Here is a 19,994-nt window from a genome sequence, read left to right as displayed (position 1 = left end):
TCCCAAACCATCAACCTAACGGAGCACAATAGATGACAATCGAAAACATTAGCCAAGCAAAGGTTGCTGGTGGTTGGCACAAACAATACACCCACTTTTCTGCAACGCTTGACTGCAACATGCGTTTTGCGATTTTCTTGCCACCTAACGCAAGCAAAGAAAACCCAGTTCCTGTTTTGTATTGGTTGTCAGGCTTAACCTGTACCGATGAAAACTTCATGCAAAAAGCCGGCGCTTTCAAAGCCGCGGCTGAGCAAGGCATCGCGATTGTGGCACCAGACACTAGCCCACGTGGCGAAGGTGTTGCCGACGATGAAAATTACGATCTCGGCCAAGGTGCAGGCTTCTATGTGAATGCCACTCAAGCGCCATGGGACAGCCATTACCACATGTACGATTACGTGGTAACAGAGCTCCCTGCATTACTTGAGTCGTTCTTCCCTGTTACATCCGTAAAATCGATTTCTGGTCACAGCATGGGCGGACATGGTGCCCTAACGATTGGCATTAAAAACGAAGATAGCTACCGTTCTATCTCTGCATTCAGCCCAATCACCAACCCAATGCAATGCCCTTGGGGACAAAAAGCCTTCAACCAATACCTAGGCTTGGATATTGAAGAGTGGAAACACTACGATGCCTCTGAGCTTCTAAAAACCAAAGGCACTAAACTGCCAATGTTGGTCGACCAAGGTGAAGCCGATAACTTCCTGATTGAACAGCTTAAACCTGAGCAATTAGTCGAAGCCGCTAAGGTAACCAATGCCGATTTAGATCTACGTATGCAGCCTGGTTACGACCACAGCTACTACTTCATCTCTAGCTTTATTGATGAACACATTGAGTTCCACGCTGCTTACTTAAACAAGTAGCCAGATGAATTTAGCCCGCACTTTGTAAACGCAAGGTGCGGGCTTTTTTATGCCTACTGATTTTATAACGGTTGCTTTTATAACTGCTTAATACGCTGCTTTAACGCTTCTAAATCTATATCATTGCCAACAATTCGTAATCGAACATACTCTTCAGTCATCGCGTCGCACGTAATAGCAAAATCGACACCCGAACATGTCTTAATACCGATACTCTCAAATAGCTTTGAAAGGTGAGTTCCTCTCTTTTTCAACAACATAATGGGCGTCGATATTGACGTGCCAACCACCTCAATATTGTTCTCAGACAACAAGCCGATCATTTGCTGCTTAAAGTATTCAGTTTTGCTGCGGTTCATTTCTAAGAAGTGTTTTGCATTGGGTAAGGTCGCCGATGCGATTTTTATTGAGGGGTAAGTCGGCGTAAACACACTCACCGCAGCTTCGATTGCAGAAGTCAGGTTTTCACTGCTGGCTAAGTAACCGAGTCGAATCCCAGCGAGCCCTAAACCTTTAGAAAAGGTTCGTAAAACTATTAAGTTGTCCAAGACTAAGGTCTGATCGAGCATAGACTGCTCAGGGGTCAGGTATTCACCATATGCCTCGTCGACAATCAAAATAGCGCCAGAACGCTCACATACTCTCGCTATCTCGACCAGATAAGCTCTGTCGTAGATTCGACCCGTTGGGTTGTTGGGATTATCGATATACACCAAGGCAGGATTTTGACTGCTTATTTTTGATGCCAACACACCGAACAGATCCGACTTGTTTTGATAATCAAACATGTTGATGGACTGGTACTTCCCGCCCACCAAAGTGAACTCTGATACTGCTTCAACAAACTGAGGGCCAATGCCTATCATGGTGCGATTGTTGTGATCGATAAGTTTATTGAAGATAAGTTCTAGCGCCCCAAGAGAGCCCGTGGTGTACGTAATACGACAATCTTCAATCCCAATAAACTGGCGAGTCAGATAAGTCAGCTCCGAAAGCTCCCTGTGGCAATAGTACTTATCAATACCGTAGATAATATCTTTGATCACATGTTCAGGAATTTCTGGTGCGCCAAATGGATTGGAGCCAAGTGAACAATCGATACAAAATGAGTGATCGACATAAGAATGGTATTCGCCACTTAACCGTGGATTTAAATGCATAAGAAAACGCTCAAAAAATATTCATGCGCTATTCTTATCGTACTGAATTTTATCTATATAGGTCATTTCGCGACAGTTCTTCGCCTTGTTTCGAGAGACTGGTTAAAAACCAAGATTGGTTCAAATAACGAATTCTCTTAAGCCATAATCAAGAGTTAAGCACTCGTGTTTACATTTCGAGTTAACCGAACCGCTTTCTTTGCGCTAGATTAAGCTGAGATAAGATAGGGTAATAACAGAGCTTGCATCTTTACTCTCCCTAGTTACCATAGCCCCATTAACATCCCCCATATTTTGAAGGTTGCTATGAAAGCAATTAAGACTCTTTTCTTCCTGATGGTTTTATTGAGCGGTCTGTTTACCGCTTGGCTGTTTATTCCAATTCCAGCGACCATGGACAAGCAAACGCTCGACGTTCCATTAACGGAACCATTCAAGCTTGTTGCGTATCGCAGCAACCCGAATGATGCGAGCAAGCCGCTGACTTACCACTACTATGTGATTTCAGATGTGGTTGGTGTAGACGACATGGACCCATTCCTGATTACCACGGACCAGTTCGTGAAGCTTGGCGAATTCGACGAGAACACATTCAACCTTACGGTTAACGGCAAGATTGATAGCTACACCAACGATTTGTGGATCAAGAAATCTGATGGCAAGCTTCAACACTGGTACGTGAGTATTAACGCGAACTATATTCGTTAAAATCGAACTGCAATAAACCTCATTTTAAAACTGCGCTTTGGCTTCCAAGCGCAGTTTTTTTTTCTAGCAACACCCTCCACTTATCCCGACCCGTTCGACATAAACTGCATTGCCTACTTTTGATTCACTGCTGCCCTTGCTCTCAAGGTGTTATAAGCTCTTTAGATACGATAAGCTCAGACCATGCTCGACGCCCAATAAATCAAAATAATAAAGGATCACCCGTGGAATTTACGCTCGACAAATTTAACGGCATCATCATTGACCCAGCAACAGCCCCTCACGATGTTGACTCATTCAATGCCGAACTCAGCGAGATCACCGAATTTTCAAAGCAGAATAGCAAAGGCATTATTTGGATTAGCTTACCTATTTCACTCTCGCACCTTATTCCGGTGGCGACTGAGCTTGGCTTTGTGTTTCACAACTGCTTAGAAGACGAGATTACGCTGATCCACAAATCCGAGATTGTAGAGTTTGTGCCTTTCATTCCGACCCACACCTTGGGTGCTGGTGCGTTAATCACTAACGAACACAATCAAGTTCTGATGATCAAAGAGCACGGCATGACGGGCTACAAATTACCGGGCGGTCATATTGAGTTGGGTGAAGGCATTGAAGAATCGGTGGTTCGTGAAACCTTGGAAGAAACCGGTATCGAGGCAACGTTCGTTTCTGTGGTTGGCATGGCGACAAGACACCCGTATCAATTCGGTAAATCAAACCTCTACTTTATTTGTCACCTTATCGCTCAAACTCAAGAAATTGCGATTCAAGACACTGATGAAATTGCAGAAGCTAAATGGATAGATGTTGAAGAATATATTAACAACCCCGACAGCTACCCGTTTAACCGCCAATTGGTCGGCTCTTTGATAGGCAAACAAGGATTAGAACTTACCCAACTAGAAGGCAACTATGGCCCGAACCATAAGCCAGAGATCTTCTTTTCGAAAAACTAAAGCGATTCAAACATAAAAACGCCAAGCTCATAAGAACTTGGCGTTTTGCTTTTCATTTTACTTATATTGTTTAAGCCATCTCGTTGCTAGTGACTTCCTAATTAGACTGTTCTAGAACCTATCTATTTTAGAAAAATCCTAGTGGGTTAGTATCGTAGCTGATCAACAGGTTCTTAGTATTTTGGTAGTGATCGAGCATCATCTTATGTGTCTCACGGCCGATGCCCGACTTCTTGTAACCACCAAACGCGGCATGAGCTGGGTAAGCGTGGTAGCAGTTCACCCAGATACGGCCGGCTTCAATGTTGCGACCCATTCGATACGCGAGGTTTGCATCACGCGTCCACACGCCTGCACCCAAGCCATATTCGGTATCATTGGCTATCTCGAGTGCTTCTGCTTCATCTTTAAACGTCGTCACCGCGATAACAGGACCGAAGATCTCCTCTTGGAATACTCGCATCTTGTTGTGCCCTTCCAACATTGTTGGCTGGATGTAATAACCATTACCGAGATCATCAGATTGCTGCGCAACTTCGCCACCTGTCAGCACTTTCGCACCCTCTTGACGACCGATTTCAAGGTAACTCAGAATCTTATCGAACTGCTCTTTTGAAGCTTGTGCGCCAACCTGAATATCAGTATCTAGCGGGTTACCTTGTTTAATAGTTTGAGCACGCTCGACCACCTTGGCGATGAACTTGTCGTACACCGATTCATGGATCAGCACACGTGATGGACAGGTACACACTTCACCTTGGTTGAAGAACGCCAGCAACATGCCTTCGACACACTTATCAAGGTATTCGTCTTCATGGTTAAAGATGTCTGGGAAATAGATATTTGGAGACTTACCGCCAAGCTCAACCGTTGATGGAATCAAGCTTTCAGCCGCACATTTCAAGATGTGGTGACCGACTTCTGTCGAACCGGTAAAGGCCAATTTCGCTAAACGATCGCTGGTTGCTAACGCTTGACCCGCTTCGTTACCAAAACCATTGACGATGTTGACTACGCCTGCAGGTAGAAGATCAGCGATCTTCTCCATCATCACTAAGATCGATATCGGTGTTTGCTCCGCTGGCTTCATCACAACACAGCAACCCGCAGCCAGTGCTGGCGCCAATTTCCAAGCCGCCATTAAAATCGGGAAGTTCCAAGGAATGATCTGCCCCACCACACCGATGGGTTCTGGGAAGTGGTAGCTCGCGGTGTTTGAATCTAGCTCGGCTGCGCTGCCTTCTTGCGCCCGAATACAGCCTGCAAAGTAACGGAAGTGGTCAACAACTAACGGGATGTCTGCCGCTAGAGTTTCACGCACAGGCTTGCCGTTTTCCCACGTCTCCGCCACCGCGATTTCTTCTAGGTGCGCTTCAATGCGATCGGAAATTTTAAGTAGGATATTGGAACGTTCTGTCACACTGGTCGCAGCCCAACTAGCACGAGCCGCATGCGCCGCATCGAGTGCCAAGCTAATGTCTGCCTCTGTTGAACGTGCCACTTGGCAATACACCTGACCATTCACTGGGGAAGTGTTATCAAAATACTCGCCGCTGACAGGCTTCACCCACTCGCCACCGATAAAGTTATCGTATTGAGCTTTAAAGTTCACCACTGCGTTGTCACTACCCGGCTGTGCGTAAATCATAGTTAGATCCTTCTTCGATTTGATATTCGTTATTGAGCTAGAGCTGTCTTATTTTTGTGGCGGCTCCCCTTGAGAAAAGAACTCATGGCGAGACGCCCATGTTTATGCTTTCTGTTTAAAACACTGATACTTCGTGTTTTCTTCACAACAGTAACAACGCAAATCACACGCCAGAACTTCAAAACTTGTTGTTAATAAATTGTAAAACCATGATTACCAAACGTTTACAACCCAAAGTGAGTTGGCATTGAACGGACGTATGGAAACCACTCCAATGTTCAACTGTTCCAATTTGGTACACTCTCACTGTTACGACATGGAACAGTCATGCACCTTCAACAAGCAAACACCTCAGATTGGCTTTCATCGTCTTGGCACCGCAGCACAGAAGCGGGGCTAAAACAGAGACGACTTCCCGAAGATATTCGCCTGCCACAGTCGATTCTGAAGCAGCGACGTCATCAATCATCGAGCTTGATTCAAATCGTCGAACGTAATGCACTGCCTCTGTTCAACCAGATGTTTGCACGTACCGACAGTCGTTTGATCTTGACCGACATTGAAGGGGTGATTCTGGCTAGTTGGGGACAAGAGCGGTTTAAGGAGAAACTGACTTCGATTGCACTCAGCTCTGGTGCGTGTTGGCAGGAGCAACTCAAAGGCACCAACGCCATTGGCACCGCGATAGTAGAAGCTAAACCAGTATCCATCATTGGTGAGCAGCACTTCATCCACCAGCATCGATTTATCAGCTGTTCAGCAAGCCCTGTGTTTGATCACCAAGGGAACATGGTTGGCGTATTGGACATTACCAGTGAGCAGCAACAGCACGACAGTTCGGTGCAGCTACTGGTTCAAAATATGGTTCAGCTTGTTGAAAACCAGCTACTGAGCCACATCCCACAAGGCACCACTCGCATCGACCTCGCATGTGAGAAATCGTTATTACACAGTGGTTGGCAAGGGGTTGTAATAGCCAATGAAGCTGGTGAGGTGGTGGCACACAATCAGGTCGCCTCTCAACTATTGGATCAAACCTCGATCGTCGGTGAGAGTATCGATACCCTCTTCAACCGAACCTCATTAGACACGCCTTTTGTATTTGAGAAACAACACCTCAAACAACCAACCACCAAACGCACGCGCTCCATTTCAGCATCGTGTGATTTGCACCATGGCGAGCAACAAATCGAACACGCTTGGCAGCAAGCCAACAAGGTAATCGATAAAGGGATCAGTTTGTTGATCTTAGGAGAAACAGGAGTTGGCAAAGGCGAGTTTGTTAAAGCGCTGCACAAGCAAAGCCAGCGTAAGTCTTCGCCCTTGGTAGCGGTAAATTGTGGCGCGCTGCCTAAAGACCTTATCGAATCTGAACTGTTTGGTTACGCGCCGGGCGCCTTTACGGGAGCAAGCCACAAGGGCTTCCAAGGTAAGATCCGCCAAGCGGATAAGGGAATTCTGTTTCTAGATGAGATCGCCGACATGCCATTAGAGGCTCAATGTCGATTGCTGCATGTTCTGCAAGACAAATCCGTTGTTCCTGTGGGTTCCAATCAGAGCTACCAAGTCGATTGTCAGATCATCGCTGCAACTCACAAAAACCTCGAGCAGTTAGTCGCAACAGGTGAGTTTAGGCAAGACCTGTATTACAGACTCAATGGCTTAGCCTTCACCTTGCCAAGCCTACAACACCGACAAGACAAGCACGCTTTAATCGAGCACATTCATCGTAAATACGCCGAAGACGAACAGACAATCTGCCCGCACTTGATGAGCTTACTGTGCGCCTATTCTTGGCCGGGTAATATCCGCGAATTAGACAACTTACTTAAGGTTGCTGCTCTATTAGCAAGTGATGAACCCCAACTCACACTCGAGCATGTGCCCAGCCACCTTGCTCAACATCTCACGTCATTAGCACACGATAATCAGCATCAGCTAATGACTTCTAATGCCATAAAAGGTACAGCGAGTAACGATTTAAGAAGCACCGTTGAAGAAACCTTGCTGCAAACCTATCAAGCCAACCAAGGCAACATAAGTAAGACTTCGAGAATACTCGGTATCAGCCGCAATACCATTTATCGAAAATTGAAAAGCTTGGGAATCCTCCAATAGGAAGATGAACCTAAGCTACTCAGAACCCAGCTCCACAAGTTGATTGAGCACTTCTTTATCCAATACCGGGTGATGCTTACTCGCTAGGATAAGCACAATATCGACCGAAGGCAACGGTGGCATATCATCAAGAATTTTCAAATCTGAAGTCACGCTTAGCTTACCCATCGCACCAATCGCTAATCCTGCTTTCACGATTGCACGCTGCGCTGAAGCGGTATTGCTACACGCCAATAACTGATAAGGCGTGCCCTGCTTGGTTAAGCCATTCACTGCCGCTGCGTGGTACTTACAATCGGTCTGAAACAAGGCTAGTGGGACTGGTTTAGACTCATCGAATGCATAGTCAGGGCTGCTTATCCAAACACCCACATCATGTGTAAGCCAGTAACCCTCTTCACTATCAGGCGCTCTGGTGACAATCGCCGCATCTAAACGGCCATCATCTAACCACTCTCTGAGGTTAATACTTGGTAGGCTAAATATTTGAATGGAACAGGTAGGTTCTGCTTGCTGTAACAGGCGAATCACTTTTGGAAGAATGGTGTCGTTGTAGTCTTCAGGGCAGCCGAGTCGCAGAGGTTGTTTGTCTTCATAACGCTTTACTTGCTTGAGGGCGGTGTTGTGGAGGGCGACCAACTGTTCGGCATGAGAACGCAGCGCTAAGCCAGCTTCAGTCAGTATTAAATTACGTCCTTCTTTCTGGAAAAGAGTGACGTTGAGTTCTTCTTCCAACTTACGCATCTGAGCACTGAATGCCGATTGGGTACGATTTATCTGTTTCGCTGCACGAGTGAAACTACTGGTTTCCACAAACGCGAGAAAGCCTCGCAAAGCATCAATATCCATATTGAAATCACCACCCATCGTTTTTATTAATGTATTGCATCAAAATTATCCGTTAGTGCTCCGCAATACAATCCCCTAAGCTCAAAAGCATACTCACCAAACGCAAGGAAGCAACGATGCAGCTTTATATTGGAAACCAGAACTACTCAACTTGGTCACTGCGCGCATGGCTAATATTCGACAACTACAACCTGAATGCAGAAGTCATCAAGCTCAAGCTGTTCACCTCTGATTTTTACGACACTCTGGCGAAAGTGACGCCAACGGCCAAGGTTCCAACCCTAGTTGATGGTAATGTTGCGGTGTGGGATTCATTGGCGATTCTCGAATACGTTAACGATGCCTATTTGGACGGTGCAGCGTGGCCTAGCTCAGTGAAAGAACGCGCCCATGCCCGAGCAATTTCCGCCGAGATGCACTCTGGGTTCTTTGCCGTCAGAAATGAAATGCCGATGAACTGCCGCGCACAACGAAAGCTCACACTGAGTGAAGACGCACTGAAAGACATCGCTCGTATTGATGCAATATGGTCTGCACAAATGGAACAATACCCAGAGGGATGGTTATTTGGTGAATGGTCGATTGCCGATGCGATGTTTGCACCCGTCGCATTGCGCGTAGAAACCTATGGAATACAACTTTCCGAAAAGGCATCGCAGTATCAACAACGTGTGCTTAACAGTCCATCAATACAAAAATGGCTGGCAGAGGCAAGCTTAGAAACCGATGTGGTTGAAGAAGATGAGGCGGGCAAGCCAGTATAAAATACAAGACACCCTTCCAAAGCTCACTAGTCTGTGAGCTTTTATCTAAACCTTATTAATTTGGTCGATTGTGATCGCCTAATCACAATGTGCAGATGTGATTGTTTATATTCAAAGAAATTCAAATAGTTAAGATAAACATCATGTTACGAGCAACGATCGCATTACTCAGTATTACTAGCTTCGCCGTATCTGCCAACGCCCATCTTCCTTCTGGAGAAGAGTGGCTCAACCATGCGACTGAAGGGCTTGCACCTTACTGGTTGATGCCTAGCGCTCAAGGGGATCCGATAGGCAACTTCCCTACTTTCCGCTGTGATGACGGTACCTTGCTCGATGTTTCTGATGTGTGCCATGAACTAAACAAAGGCTGGATCACGCCACACTTTGGCAAAGAGTTTACGCGGATGAAGTCACGTCAAACTTATGCCTATGGCGTGCTCTACCACCTTAGTGGCGATAAGCAGGCTTTAGCGCTTGCCAAGCAAGGAGCCTACTACATCATTGACCAGCTAGAAGATAAGCAAAACGGCGGCTTTATCGGCTACACAAAAGAGGGAAAAGTAGGCCAGAATTGGCAGCAGCGTACTTCTCAAGATCAAGCGTATGCATTAGTTGGCCTTGCCATGTACTACTACCTGACTCAAGACAAAAAGGTAGAAGAAGCACTCATCGCACAACAAGCTTTTATCTTTGATAAATATCGACTTAGCGACAACAGCGGTCTTGCTTGGGTACTTGCGGATGGTGAAGATGGCAAAGCCACACAGCGTGAACTGGTCGCACAACTTGATCAGATTAACGGTTACATGCTGTTAGTCGCTCCCCTGCTAAAAGAGCCCACCAAGACAAGATGGCTTGATGATCTAAGTTGGCTGACACAAACCATGGTCGAGCACTACCACTCTGAAGATGAACAACGCTTCTACGGGGCCATTCACAGCAAAGCCGCCAAGATGCCGAATGCTAATCACAACGATTTTGGGCACACCATCAAAGCGTATTGGATGACTTACCTTACAGGCCAAACATTGAATAACTCTGAATGGAAAGAGTTTGGCATCAAAGGGATGAAACACACTCTCGTTCATGCGCAATATCAGAAAAATTTCGTGAGTGTATCCCAATATTATGGCGAAGAACTTCAGAAAGCGTGGAAAGGACAAGAGATAACTGGCTGGCAAAGCAGACCAAACACAAATTGGGCTTCATCATGGGAATGGGCGGAGCTTGATCAAGCAGCAATGACGGTTTCACTTGTCGATGATTCAATGAAAGACGTCCTGCAATACACCCTACCCACTTTTCATGATGTATGGGTCGACCATAAATACGGCGGTGTCGGGCTTGAGCCAAAACGCACCAAAGCTTTCCATTGGGGCAACGGTTATCACCAGTTTGAACATGCGCTGATTGGCTATCTATACGCACAGCAAGTTGACGCGAAGCCAGCAGTATTGCATTACGCAAGGCCGACCAACAGCGAGATGCCAATGGAACCGTATTACTATCAAGGCGATGTGGTGGAGCTATTGAATAAAGATGACGGAACGCAGAAGGTCAGTTTCAATAACATTCGACCTTAGCGTTGGTTGTTTGTTCTAAATGGACTTGAGATTCAGGGCTACGGGGAATGGACAAGGTCAAAGAGTTAGCACAATAGTGATGTCGCAGACCAAACAAAAGCCGCTGTTGATGATCAGCGGCTTTCTTGATGGAGATAAGCGGAGGTTAGTTGTCCAACCCTTTAATTGGGTTCATCGAGTGATAAACGGTGTTCACGTCACCAGTCATCGACAATGAACTCAAGTCATCAATGAAGAAACGGCTGGTCATTGTGTGCTTACCGCCATTGATAAAGATTTCGATCACTGACTTATCAACATAAACCTCGATGATTTGCTTGGTGCTCAACCTCGGTGCTTTTCTCACTGAGCCAAACTCTTCCGCGTAGAGCTGAGACATCTTACTGCGATCAAGCATGAACTCCTTTTCTGTAGCACTGAATACGATGTTATCACCCGCAACGTTAGTAAGTGTAAACTCAAACTCGTCAGTATCCGTTTCGAGCTCAACCATGAAGCTGGTTGTATCCAATTCAAGAGCATTTTCAACCACCACAGCTTCACCCTGTAGCGCTTTCAATTCAGGTAAAGCAGACTGAACAAGATAGCCATCTTGGATTTGAAGTTCGCGTGGTAACGACAACATGCCCGCCCACTGATACTCATTAGATGGTGTATCAATCTCAGGCAGACCAATCCAAGCAATCAGAATACGGCGGCCTGTATCATCTAAATAAGTCTGTGGTGCATAGAAATCGAAGCCATAATCTGGCTGCGCAATATCTTGGTGGTTTTCCAGTTCTACCGAATCGAGATTTAAGCGGTCACCGACGATATAAGCCACCGAGTAGATATTTTTGAAATCGTATGCATTTTCGCTAGACACACCTTGTGGAGAAAACAGCATCACCGACTGATTCTCTATTTCAAAGAAATCTGGGCATTCCCACATATAGCCAAGGTTGTTGTAACGAGTTTGAATTGGACCTTTGTGCTGCCAATTCATCAGGTCTCGGCTGCAATATAGCGCCATAGAGCCAGTATTTTGAGGCGTTTGAGCACCCACAACCATCAGATAATCGCCGCCCTGTTTCCACACTTTTGGGTCGCGGAAATGTTCGGTGTAGTGATCGTTTTCGATAACCACGCCGTGCTTTTCTATTTTGCCGTCAGCAGTCATCTTGGCAAAACATTGAGTTGGCACTCGCAACCAATTTCCGTCGCGCTTGTTACCTGTAAAAAACAACAATGCATTGTCGTTTTCAACCAATGCACCACCAGAGTAAACACCGTGAGAGTCGTAATCTTGGTCTGGGTGCAAGCCAATGCCGTGGTCTTCGAAATGAACGAAGTCTTTGGTAGAAAGGTGGTACCAGTACTTCATACCATGGACGGGGCCAACTGGCGTCCATTGGTAAAATAGGTGGTGTTCACCATTAAAGAAACACAGACCATTCGGATCATTAAGCAGACCAAACTTAGGCGCAATATGGTAGCTTGGATAGCCAGAGTCTTGTTTGCGAAGCTCTACCATCGCATCAATACTCTCTAGAGAAATATCTTCTATACGGCGATATCTTTGCTCTACTGTCCAGTTCGAGTTCAAACTCATACACTCTCCTCTACGGCATTCGTATTTGAAGAGTCTTTTTGAATAAACTGAGTAAGAGCTTCTTGCGTTGGAAGTGCGGTCATTGCGCCTTTTTGCGTGGTCGCCAGTGCACCACACCCATTCGCCCACTGAATTGCAGAATCGACGACTTGTTGATTGTTCCACTCATCATCTTGAGAAAGCTTTGCAAGCAAACCGCCAACAAAAGCATCGCCTGCACCCGTGGTATCCACTGGCGTCACTGAGCGACCTGAAATCAACACACCTTGGTTTTCAAATACTCGCCAAACGCCTTTCGCGCCCTGCGTAACCAGAACAAGCGTGTTGTTAAGATCTGCAATGTTAGCCAAGCCTTGTTCCATCGAAGTTGAATCGGTTAAGAAGTCCAGTTCTTCTTCTGAGAATTTAACCACATCCGCCAACTCAACCGCTTTCATGACCACAGACTTAATTTCAGATGGGTTTTGCCACACTTCATCACGAAGGTTTGGATCGAAGCTGATGTAACCGCCCGCGGCTTTCATACGTCGGATCGCTTCGAAGGTACTGCTTCGGCTTGGTTCATTAGCCAAAGAGATCGAGCAGACGTGTAGCCACTCGTTTTTCTTAAATTCGGGAATGTCTTCAACAGACATAAACTGGTCGGCACTTGGCTTAACCATAAACGTAAAGCTACGCTCGCCTTGGTCATCAAGATCGACCACCACGGTTGACGTGCGTTGTTCAGGGTCCTTCACCAAACGCTCGGTATTCACACCTTCCTTTTGCAGAGTCACTTCCATAAAAGTGCCAAACGGATCGTTACCCACTCGGCCAAAAAATGCGCTTTTGCCTAAAAGGCGAGAAATCGCTACCGCGACATTAGCAGGCGCACCGCCCGGACATTTCAATAATGTCGCGTCAGTCTCCGGAATGAGGTCGACGACGGCGTCTCCAGTTACCCAAACTTGATTCATCTTTCTTACCTTAAAACTGAAAATCATGACAACCGAAAGCGATGGCAATCGAAAGCAGTAGCAACCAAAAGCAAGGTGACACTTCACGCTGTCATGTAAAAATATAAAAAGGCTAGCTAAGCCAAATCACCTAGCTAGCACCCCAAAGCTTAGGAAATGAAGTGAAAAGGGGGGCTTCACTTCTAGGGAGAAACGTTAAGCTGTTGCTTTAATGTTTTGCTTGCTGCGCTCGCGCAGACCTAAAACAACGGTCAGAGCAAAGGCAGTCACGAACGCGATAATCATACCTACCACGTAGTAGCCAATCTTTTCTGGTGATATTGAGATGATGCCAGGAATACCCGCCGCACCCAGTGCTTGTGCTTTCACATTGAACATCGTGATAAACGCGCTTGAAATCGCAGCGGCACAAACCGCAGCAATGAATGGATAGCGAAGCTTCAAGTTCACACCGAACATTGCAGGTTCAGTAATACCAAGCAAGCCAGTCACACCAGAAGGAATCGCGATACCTTTCATTTTCTTATCTTTACTCATGAAACCAACCGCCAGTGCCGCTGCACCTTGTGACACGTTAGACATCGCCGCGATAGGGAAGATGAACGTACCGCCAGTCGTTGCGATATCCGCAAGCAGCTGAGTTTCAATAGCAATAAAGCTATGGTGCATACCAGTGATAACAAACGGCGCATAAATCAAACCAAACACCGCACCGCCAATGAAGCCAGCACTGTTGTATAACCAATTTAGGCCGTCACCAAGCAGGAAGCCGATATCACGAGTAAATGGACCAACAATCGTGAATGTTAACAAACCAGTTATGAAAATCGCCAATAGCGGCGTTAGCAAGTTATCCAGAACCGAAGGAATAACTTTACGCAGCCCAAGCTCAACTTTCGCTAGAATAAACGCAGAAACAAGAACGGGTAGTACTGAACCTTGATAGCCTACTTTCTCGATTTCGAAACCTAAAATGTTCCAAACCGGAATGCTGCCCGACACTGATGCGCCACCGAAGCCCCAGCCGTTAAGCAAGTCTGGGTGAACCATCAACATACCTAAAGCCGCGCCAAGGTATGGGTTACCACCAAACTTCTTACTCGCTGAAAATGCTAATAAAATAGGTAAGTACACAAAAGGAGCATTAGCAAATGTATTGATCATGTTTGCTAAGTCGGTCAAACCCGGATTAGCGTCGATTAAAGATTTGCCATCAATGAATAAGCCTTGAGCCGTCAATAGGTTGTAGATACCCATCAACAAACCACCAGCAACAATCGCCGGAATGATTGGTACAAAAATATCAGACAGGCCTTTCACCGCGCGTTGCAGGATATTTTGGTTGTCAGCACCTGCAGACGCCACATCGTTGGTCGACATTTCCGTCATTTCAGTCAGCTTAGCCAACTCAGCATAAACTTGGTTTACGATGCCTGAGCCAAAGATGATCTGATATTGACCTGCCACTTTAAACTGGCCCTTAACCCCTTCTAGGTTATCAATCGCCTGTTCATCAATTTTATCTTGGTCTGCAACCGCAAGACGCAGACGAGTCGCGCAGTGTGCGAGTGCGGTGATATTACTTTTACCACCTAATAGAGAAAGCAGCTCTTTTGCTATTTTTGGATAATTCATTACATACCCCATTGGATTATCATTTGAGCTTTTGAATTTTCGGGAACGTTTGCAAAACAAATTTTGCCTAGAAATAACAAATGATCAAAGATAACTGCTCAATAGTGTGAGAATGATCTTCAAATTATCTCCCTAGGATAAGAAGACAGGGTTAAAATCCCCTAATAACAGGTAAATTTGATGCTCTGTTTGCAAACAATCCCAAAACTAAAATTACAATTGGATAATGAATAATGGCTAGTCTTCATGATGTCGCTCGTCTCGCTGGAGTTTCCAAGTCGACGGTTTCAAGAGTAATCAATGATGAGTATGGCGTAAAAGACGCGACCAAGGTGAAGGTGCGTAAAGCGGTTGAAGAGTGTGGCTATCTCCCAAACCAAGTCGCTAAAGACTTAAAGTCCCAAAAAACCAACCTGGTTGGCGTGATTGTTCCTAGGGTTTCTTCCCATGCCACCTCTCAGGGTGTCGATGGTTTAACCGCCGTATTAGAGCAAGCGGGCAAGCATGTATTATTAGCGAGCACACACCAAACACACCATAAAGAACTTGAATATATTCAGATATTTAATCAGAAGCGTGTTGAAGGAATCATCCTGTACGCGACCCACCTCGACAACCAATTAGTCAAAGCGATTCAAAGCTCTGCCGTACCCGTGGTATTGGTTGGTCAAGACGGGTCAATGTTTAACATCCCAAGCATTGTGCACGACGACACTCGCGTAGGGTTTGAAGCGGGTAATCGCCTCATAGCGAAAGCTTGTAAGCATATGGGATTCATCGGTGTGCAAGGTGATGATATTGCGGTTGATAAGATGAGATCGGAAGGCTTCGCTCAATCGCTTCAATTTAACGACCTCACACTGCAATTTCACGCCCGTGGCGACTTCACCATAGAATCAGGTTACCAACTGGCGAAGCAGTATCTCAAGGAGCACACCAAGCTCGACGGCCTATTCTGCGCCACTGACCGTATCGCAATCGGTGCGATCAGAGCAATTCAAGAAGCGGGCCTCGTTCCAGGAAAGGATGTCTTGGTACTCGGCGTGGGTGATGATGAACTTGCTTCAGTATGCACACCAACGCTGTCTACGTTTAACTATGCGTTTGATAAAGCGGGAGAAAATGGAGCCAAGCTGCTACTCGACCGTATTGAGAAAAAAGGCTTTGAAATGAGCAAGATGGTGTTGACCTTCACCACTATTGACCGAGAGTCTTGCTAGCGATTTATTTCAGAGATCAGGTTATCCCAAGATAAAAAATGCCAACCTTCGAGTTGAAACGATAAGGTTGGCATTTGGTGATGCGACTATCACATCATGAGTAACACTCTCTATCTAAACGATATATCAAGCAATTAGAACCAAGTTTCCATCTGCAGTGCAAACAGAACCTCGCCGCCCTCTCCCATCGTTGCAGCATCTGCTTCAGTGCTGATCGAGTAACCATTTAGGTCTTCACTCCAATCCACATAGCTCACAGCGAAACGCAGTTCTGGTCGGTCAAAGAAACCAGTGCTAGTTGAAAGCTTGAGTGTTGGTGCAACTGTCGCTTTGTAGAAACCGCCGCTCGCTTGCTCTGTCGAGTTGTCTAAATCCATGTATTGCAATGAACCTTCGTAAACCATCTCAAAGTTCTCTGTGAACTCTTGAGCTAATCGAACGTTTAAAGAAGCCCATGTGAACTCGTCATTCTTCTTCAAACGGTCTTGGCTATGCTCTGCCATTAATGCAGGTGCTAAGCGCCAGTTGTCGCCAATGCGAGTGACACCGTAGCTAAACAGGCGAACGGCTTTCGCGTCATCCAGTAGATCACCATTTGAACCGATGCCTTTTAGCTCTGCACCTAGGCCACTACCCACTAACATACCCGTTTTAGAGAAGCCTTCGCTCAGACCAAAGAAGTTGTCTCCATGGTACGCAAACATTGCGTGTACACCGCTTTCAGCTGCGCCATTTAGGCGGCTATCGTTGTCTGCTGAGGTCATACCGCTCAACATCACTTGCCATTGGCCAATACGGTTATTCATGGTTGCAATGTAGTTTTCTACATCTGTTGACGAGCTATCAATCTCACCAAAATCTCGGCCATAAATAGAGAAATTCGCTTTCCAGTTGTCGCTCATCTGAACGTCATAAACGCCCGCACCAGTACCTGATAAGAAGACAATATCCGAATCGAAAAAGTGAATATCAAAGTTGTCGCGATCGAATCGTTTACCCGCCCAAAACGTTGCTTCAGAAAACGCTTCAGATTCAGAGAACATGCTCAGACGGTTCAGTTCTGAATACACTTGTCGCACATTCAACTGGCTTTCGCTGGCAGTCCACTCGTTATTTGTCTCAGTACTGTCGGCCAACATGATGCGAAACAAAGCACTAGAGCCATCGTCTGCAAATCGCTTATGAATCAAGTTCGCTTCAACGTAATGATCATCTTCAACACCAAGACGTCCAATTGGAGCTCCAATGGCACCCGCCGCTGTCATGTAAGGACCAGTACCTGTCGCGCCGTTTAGGTCGTCGTTGATCAATAACCCAGAGCGAGCATAGCCGTGAAACTCAAACGAAGAAGCCTTTTCATTGGCCTCGGTAGAGACCTGCTCTGTTTGTGCAACCCTTTGTTCTAATTCATTAATACGTTGCTCTAATGCTGCAACGTCTTCACTTGCTAATACCGATGTAGTCATTAGCCCCATTGTTACAGCAACCGCTAAAATGTGTCGTTTCATTCTGATGTTCTCACGTTAATTGTTTTGGATTATTTGCAAACGTTCCCAAAACAATTCGTAAGCACATTTCGGCTTATACTTTTGATGTATAAGCTCTATATCGAAGAAGAAATAGAAATCAGTCGTGTTGATTACTTCACTTTTGTATCTGAGTGGATGATAGATCGATAATTTAGGGAACGTTACCGAAAATGCATAATTCTGATAACTTTGTCACAAGTGAAATTGATTAATGGGCGAAAAATAGTGTATCGCGCACATTAGATATCTCAGAAAAATAGAGAGAAAATCCAGTACGAGAATTAGGAAAGGCGCTAGAAAATGCAACAGGTTGGCTATAAAAATTAAAGCCTGAGAAGCGATTTTTCAGGCTTTAGAAAGGCGTTCATTGATAACAATAGGTCGTTTTTTGAAAAGTGTATGACATTAACTAACGTGACAGTTTATAGAAGAATAAAGCGTTTAAAAGACTACTTTCTCTTACCCTGCTCCACCAACTTTTCATTCCATGCCGTATTGCCGTCACGCTTAGAGACATCGTACTCCGCACAGAACTGAGATATGGTCATATTGTTATCGCCAGTGGCAAGCTTGAGAGCCAACTGAACTTGTTGAAGCTTGCTTTGCAGTCGCAAGATTTGACCAGCATTTGGGCTTTTCTCTTTGGCGTATTTTAAAGCCGCATGCTTACGTTCTGCCGCGCCCGCTCGGCGATCTGCTTCTGATAACAGATACTTGAGTTGAGCAACACTCTTGCCTTTCTTGAAGGCAGGATCAAGCAACTCAACGCATTCATCAAACGATGGATCGATAACGTATGGGTCAACTTTATGAGCTTGTTGGCGCATCCATTCGAGTGCGAGTTTTTCATCTGACATAATTACATCTTTACCAAAGAAACAGCCCTATATGGTATCGCTCAATAGCAAACCGCTGCAATAACAAATTGAGTGACTTTACGCCTTTTTACACTGTGCCGATTGACTAATTTAACAATCACAGCTCCAATAGTTGGCTTTAACGCATCACAAACAGCTCTTCGTGGTAGTGCTTTTCAATATCAAATTGATAGGTGTCTAATTCTTTTTTCAGTGATGTAGAGAACAACTCCGGCCCGCAGAAATACATCTCGTACTCGTTGAGGTCGCCACATTGATTGACAATTCTTCCGGCGTTTAGCCGCGGTGAGTGCAAGGTATCTATCACGGTCAACTTCACACCAACCGCGTGTGCTAGGTGCCACAACTCATCGATTAATTGCTTATCAACACCGCGAGTACAATAAAACAGTTGAATACGAGGATGATCTCGTTCTGTTTTGAGCGCTTCAAGTGTTGCAAAAAACGACGCTATCCCGACACCACCAGCAACCCAAATTTGTGGCTTGCTTAGGTCAAAATAAAGTCGACCATAGGGTCCTTCAACCGTAACCGCATCGCCCGCTTTCACTCGTTCATATAGGCCATTAGTAAAATCACCCAGCTCTTTGATCAAAAAGCGCAGCTCTGGATCATCACTGCCAGAAACAATGGTAAACGGATGCGGGTCTTCATTACCGAAACGCAAGTACGCAAACTGCCCAGCTTTGTGACCTTGCCAAGATGCCTCCGGTTTTAACACCAGCTCCATCACTTCAGCTTGTGGAAAATAGCGAGTCGAGATAATCGTCGCTGAGTGACGATTACGACGCCCAACCAAGCCCAACAAACTGTAAATCGCTGCGATAGACCCAGCCAAAGCAAATGCCACAGTTAGATAATAAATAGGTTCTCCCCAATACGCTCGTTTAAGCAGGATTACTGAGTGGAAAGCGATAAACAGGTACGCAACCGACATCAGACGGTGCGACAATTTAAACGGTTTGTACTTCACTGCCGCCCATAGTGACGCCACCAGTAAAATGAGCAACAAGTAGAAGCCCCACTCGCCAATACTCTGAGCAATACCGCGTAATTCATTGACCCATAACTCCCATCCAGTCAAAACAGCTTGCGGCCCTGAACCATCGTGTCGAACAGGCTTATCTAACACACCAGACACCACCAATGACTTAGGTATTTGGTACCACAACCAGTGTGTCACACCCAGTGCAACACCACCGATACCGAGCCATTTATGGACTCGATATGCTTTATCCATACCTTTCAGCCAATTCTCAACCATAGGCAAACGCATCGCCAAGATCATTGTGATGGACATTAACACCAGAGACAAAATACCTGAGTACTGAATCATGGCTGAGCGCCATTCAAAGACATCGCTTGAAGCGAATAATTGCGGTTCCATCGCAAACCAAAAGGCTGACATTGTGGCAATCATTGCCCAAATGATATTGCGGACTGTTTTCATTTGTTAACACTCATAAAGACGACATCATTACTTTAGCTCCTGTGATGTAAAGGGACGTCAACGTACGT

16 protein-coding genes are annotated in these 19,994 nt (G+C 45.7%); 7 read left to right on the top strand and 9 right to left on the bottom strand.

Annotated elements, in window-relative coordinates; genetic code table 11:
- Positions 1-32 precede the first annotated feature (32 nt).
- Entirely contained in the window at positions 33-872 is an 840-nt protein-coding gene (gene fghA, locus AB4482_RS16150; RefSeq protein WP_104216026.1) for an S-formylglutathione hydrolase, read from the top strand.
- 77 nt (positions 873-949) lie between these two features.
- On the opposite strand, the gene AB4482_RS16145 is transcribed toward fghA, so the two are convergent.
- Positions 950-2,032 (bottom strand): aminotransferase class I/II-fold pyridoxal phosphate-dependent enzyme, encoded by a 1,083-nt coding sequence (locus AB4482_RS16145; RefSeq protein WP_372181197.1) that lies wholly within the window; start codon positions 2,030-2,032, stop codon positions 950-952.
- A gap of 306 nt (positions 2,033-2,338) precedes the next feature.
- Between AB4482_RS16145 and AB4482_RS16140 the strand changes: the two genes are divergently transcribed.
- Complete coding sequence (locus AB4482_RS16140) at positions 2,339-2,740, top strand: hypothetical protein (RefSeq protein ID WP_017061631.1); 402 nt, start codon at positions 2,339-2,341, stop codon at positions 2,738-2,740.
- Between the two features lie 224 nt (positions 2,741-2,964).
- Complete coding sequence (locus AB4482_RS16135) at positions 2,965-3,702, top strand: NUDIX domain-containing protein (RefSeq protein ID WP_104216025.1); 738 nt, start codon at positions 2,965-2,967, stop codon at positions 3,700-3,702.
- 127 nt (positions 3,703-3,829) lie between these two features.
- Here the strand turns inward: AB4482_RS16135 and AB4482_RS16130 are convergent, their stop codons facing one another.
- The gene (locus tag AB4482_RS16130; RefSeq protein ID WP_372181196.1) at positions 3,830-5,350 is read right to left on the bottom strand and encodes an aldehyde dehydrogenase family protein; all 1,521 of its coding nucleotides are present in this window, start codon (positions 5,348-5,350) and stop codon (positions 3,830-3,832) included.
- 327 nt (positions 5,351-5,677) lie between these two features.
- On the opposite strand from AB4482_RS16130, the gene AB4482_RS16125 reads away from it, so the two are divergent.
- Entirely contained in the window at positions 5,678-7,468 is a 1,791-nt protein-coding gene (locus tag AB4482_RS16125) for a sigma-54-dependent Fis family transcriptional regulator (RefSeq protein WP_372181195.1), read from the top strand.
- A gap of 15 nt (positions 7,469-7,483) precedes the next feature.
- On the opposite strand, the gene AB4482_RS16120 is transcribed toward AB4482_RS16125, so the two are convergent.
- Positions 7,484-8,335 carry a LysR family transcriptional regulator gene (locus AB4482_RS16120; protein ID WP_017067473.1) on the bottom strand — a complete coding sequence of 284 codons (852 nt, stop codon included), beginning with the start codon at positions 8,333-8,335 and terminating at the stop codon, positions 7,484-7,486.
- Positions 8,336-8,433: 98 nt separating this feature from the next.
- Here AB4482_RS16120 and AB4482_RS16115 point away from each other — a divergent pair, with 98 nt between their 5' ends.
- Complete coding sequence (locus AB4482_RS16115; RefSeq protein WP_017069761.1) at positions 8,434-9,081, top strand: glutathione S-transferase family protein; 648 nt, start codon at positions 8,434-8,436, stop codon at positions 9,079-9,081.
- Positions 9,082-9,224: 143 nt separating this feature from the next.
- A complete protein-coding gene (locus AB4482_RS16110) occupies positions 9,225-10,667 on the top strand; it encodes an N-acylglucosamine 2-epimerase (RefSeq protein WP_372181194.1) in 1,443 nt (480 codons plus the stop codon).
- Positions 10,668-10,812: 145 nt separating this feature from the next.
- Here AB4482_RS16110 and AB4482_RS16105 read toward each other — a convergent pair whose 3' ends face one another.
- From AB4482_RS16105 to AB4482_RS16095, 3 genes are all read right to left on the bottom strand, one after another.
- Positions 10,813-12,258 carry a sucrose-6-phosphate hydrolase gene (locus tag AB4482_RS16105; protein WP_372181192.1) on the bottom strand — a complete coding sequence of 482 codons (1,446 nt, stop codon included), beginning with the start codon at positions 12,256-12,258 and terminating at the stop codon, positions 10,813-10,815.
- Complete coding sequence (locus AB4482_RS16100) at positions 12,255-13,214, bottom strand: aminoimidazole riboside kinase (protein ID WP_017061624.1); 960 nt, start codon at positions 13,212-13,214, stop codon at positions 12,255-12,257. The genes AB4482_RS16105 and AB4482_RS16100 overlap by 4 nt, the downstream gene beginning before the upstream one ends.
- A 195-nt stretch (positions 13,215-13,409) precedes the next feature.
- Entirely contained in the window at positions 13,410-14,849 is a 1,440-nt protein-coding gene (locus tag AB4482_RS16095; protein WP_017064972.1) for a sucrose-specific PTS transporter subunit IIBC, read from the bottom strand.
- 233 nt (positions 14,850-15,082) lie between these two features.
- Between AB4482_RS16095 and AB4482_RS16090 the strand changes: the two genes are divergently transcribed.
- Positions 15,083-16,069, top strand: coding sequence for a LacI family DNA-binding transcriptional regulator (locus tag AB4482_RS16090; protein ID WP_017067468.1), 987 nt, complete (start codon positions 15,083-15,085; stop codon positions 16,067-16,069).
- 134 nt (positions 16,070-16,203) lie between these two features.
- On the opposite strand, the gene AB4482_RS16085 is transcribed toward AB4482_RS16090, so the two are convergent.
- The 3 genes from AB4482_RS16085 to AB4482_RS16075 all read right to left on the bottom strand — a co-directional run bounded on the left by AB4482_RS16085 (position 16,204) and on the right by AB4482_RS16075 (position 19,926).
- Positions 16,204-17,577, bottom strand: coding sequence for a carbohydrate porin (locus AB4482_RS16085; RefSeq protein WP_102320859.1), 1,374 nt, complete (start codon positions 17,575-17,577; stop codon positions 16,204-16,206).
- A 470-nt stretch (positions 17,578-18,047) separates the two neighbouring features.
- On the bottom strand, positions 18,048-18,455 hold the full coding sequence (locus AB4482_RS16080) for a hypothetical protein (RefSeq protein WP_017054885.1): 408 nt from the start codon (positions 18,453-18,455) through the stop codon (positions 18,048-18,050).
- Between the two features lie 139 nt (positions 18,456-18,594).
- On the bottom strand, positions 18,595-19,926 hold the full coding sequence (locus AB4482_RS16075; protein WP_372181191.1) for a ferric reductase-like transmembrane domain-containing protein: 1,332 nt from the start codon (positions 19,924-19,926) through the stop codon (positions 18,595-18,597).
- Positions 19,927-19,994: the final 68 nt, after the last annotated feature.

The sequence above is a fragment of the Vibrio sp. 10N.222.55.C7 genome, assembly GCF_041473335.1.
Taxonomy (GTDB): domain Bacteria; phylum Pseudomonadota; class Gammaproteobacteria; order Enterobacterales; family Vibrionaceae; genus Vibrio; species Vibrio crassostreae_C.
Note: the sequence above shows the minus strand (reverse complement) of the source record. Positions and strands in the feature narration are given on the sequence as shown.

Bases quoted from the DNA above. Each gene is read 5' to 3' on its own strand.
- fghA (WP_104216026.1), top strand. From the start codon at position 33: ATGACAATCGAAAACATTAGCCAAGCAAAGGTTGCTGGTGGTTGGCAC.
- AB4482_RS16145 (WP_372181197.1), bottom strand. From the start codon at position 2,032: ATGCATTTAAATCCACGGTTAAGTGGCGAATACCATTCTTATGTCGAT.
- AB4482_RS16140 (WP_017061631.1), top strand. From the start codon at position 2,339: ATGAAAGCAATTAAGACTCTTTTCTTCCTGATGGTTTTATTGAGCGGT.
- AB4482_RS16130 (WP_372181196.1), bottom strand. From the start codon at position 5,350: ATGATTTACGCACAGCCGGGTAGTGACAACGCAGTGGTGAACTTTAAA.
- AB4482_RS16125 (WP_372181195.1), top strand. From the start codon at position 5,678: ATGCACCTTCAACAAGCAAACACCTCAGATTGGCTTTCATCGTCTTGG.
- AB4482_RS16120 (WP_017067473.1), bottom strand. From the start codon at position 8,335: ATGGGTGGTGATTTCAATATGGATATTGATGCTTTGCGAGGCTTTCTC.
- AB4482_RS16115 (WP_017069761.1), top strand. From the start codon at position 8,434: ATGCAGCTTTATATTGGAAACCAGAACTACTCAACTTGGTCACTGCGC.
- AB4482_RS16110 (WP_372181194.1), top strand. From the start codon at position 9,225: ATGTTACGAGCAACGATCGCATTACTCAGTATTACTAGCTTCGCCGTA.
- AB4482_RS16105 (WP_372181192.1), bottom strand. From the start codon at position 12,258: ATGAGTTTGAACTCGAACTGGACAGTAGAGCAAAGATATCGCCGTATA.
- AB4482_RS16100 (WP_017061624.1), bottom strand. From the start codon at position 13,214: ATGAATCAAGTTTGGGTAACTGGAGACGCCGTCGTCGACCTCATTCCG.
- AB4482_RS16095 (WP_017064972.1), bottom strand. From the start codon at position 14,849: ATGAATTATCCAAAAATAGCAAAAGAGCTGCTTTCTCTATTAGGTGGT.
- AB4482_RS16090 (WP_017067468.1), top strand. From the start codon at position 15,083: ATGGCTAGTCTTCATGATGTCGCTCGTCTCGCTGGAGTTTCCAAGTCG.
- AB4482_RS16085 (WP_102320859.1), bottom strand. From the start codon at position 17,577: ATGAAACGACACATTTTAGCGGTTGCTGTAACAATGGGGCTAATGACT.
- AB4482_RS16080 (WP_017054885.1), bottom strand. From the start codon at position 18,455: ATGTCAGATGAAAAACTCGCACTCGAATGGATGCGCCAACAAGCTCAT.
- AB4482_RS16075 (WP_372181191.1), bottom strand. From the start codon at position 19,926: ATGAAAACAGTCCGCAATATCATTTGGGCAATGATTGCCACAATGTCA.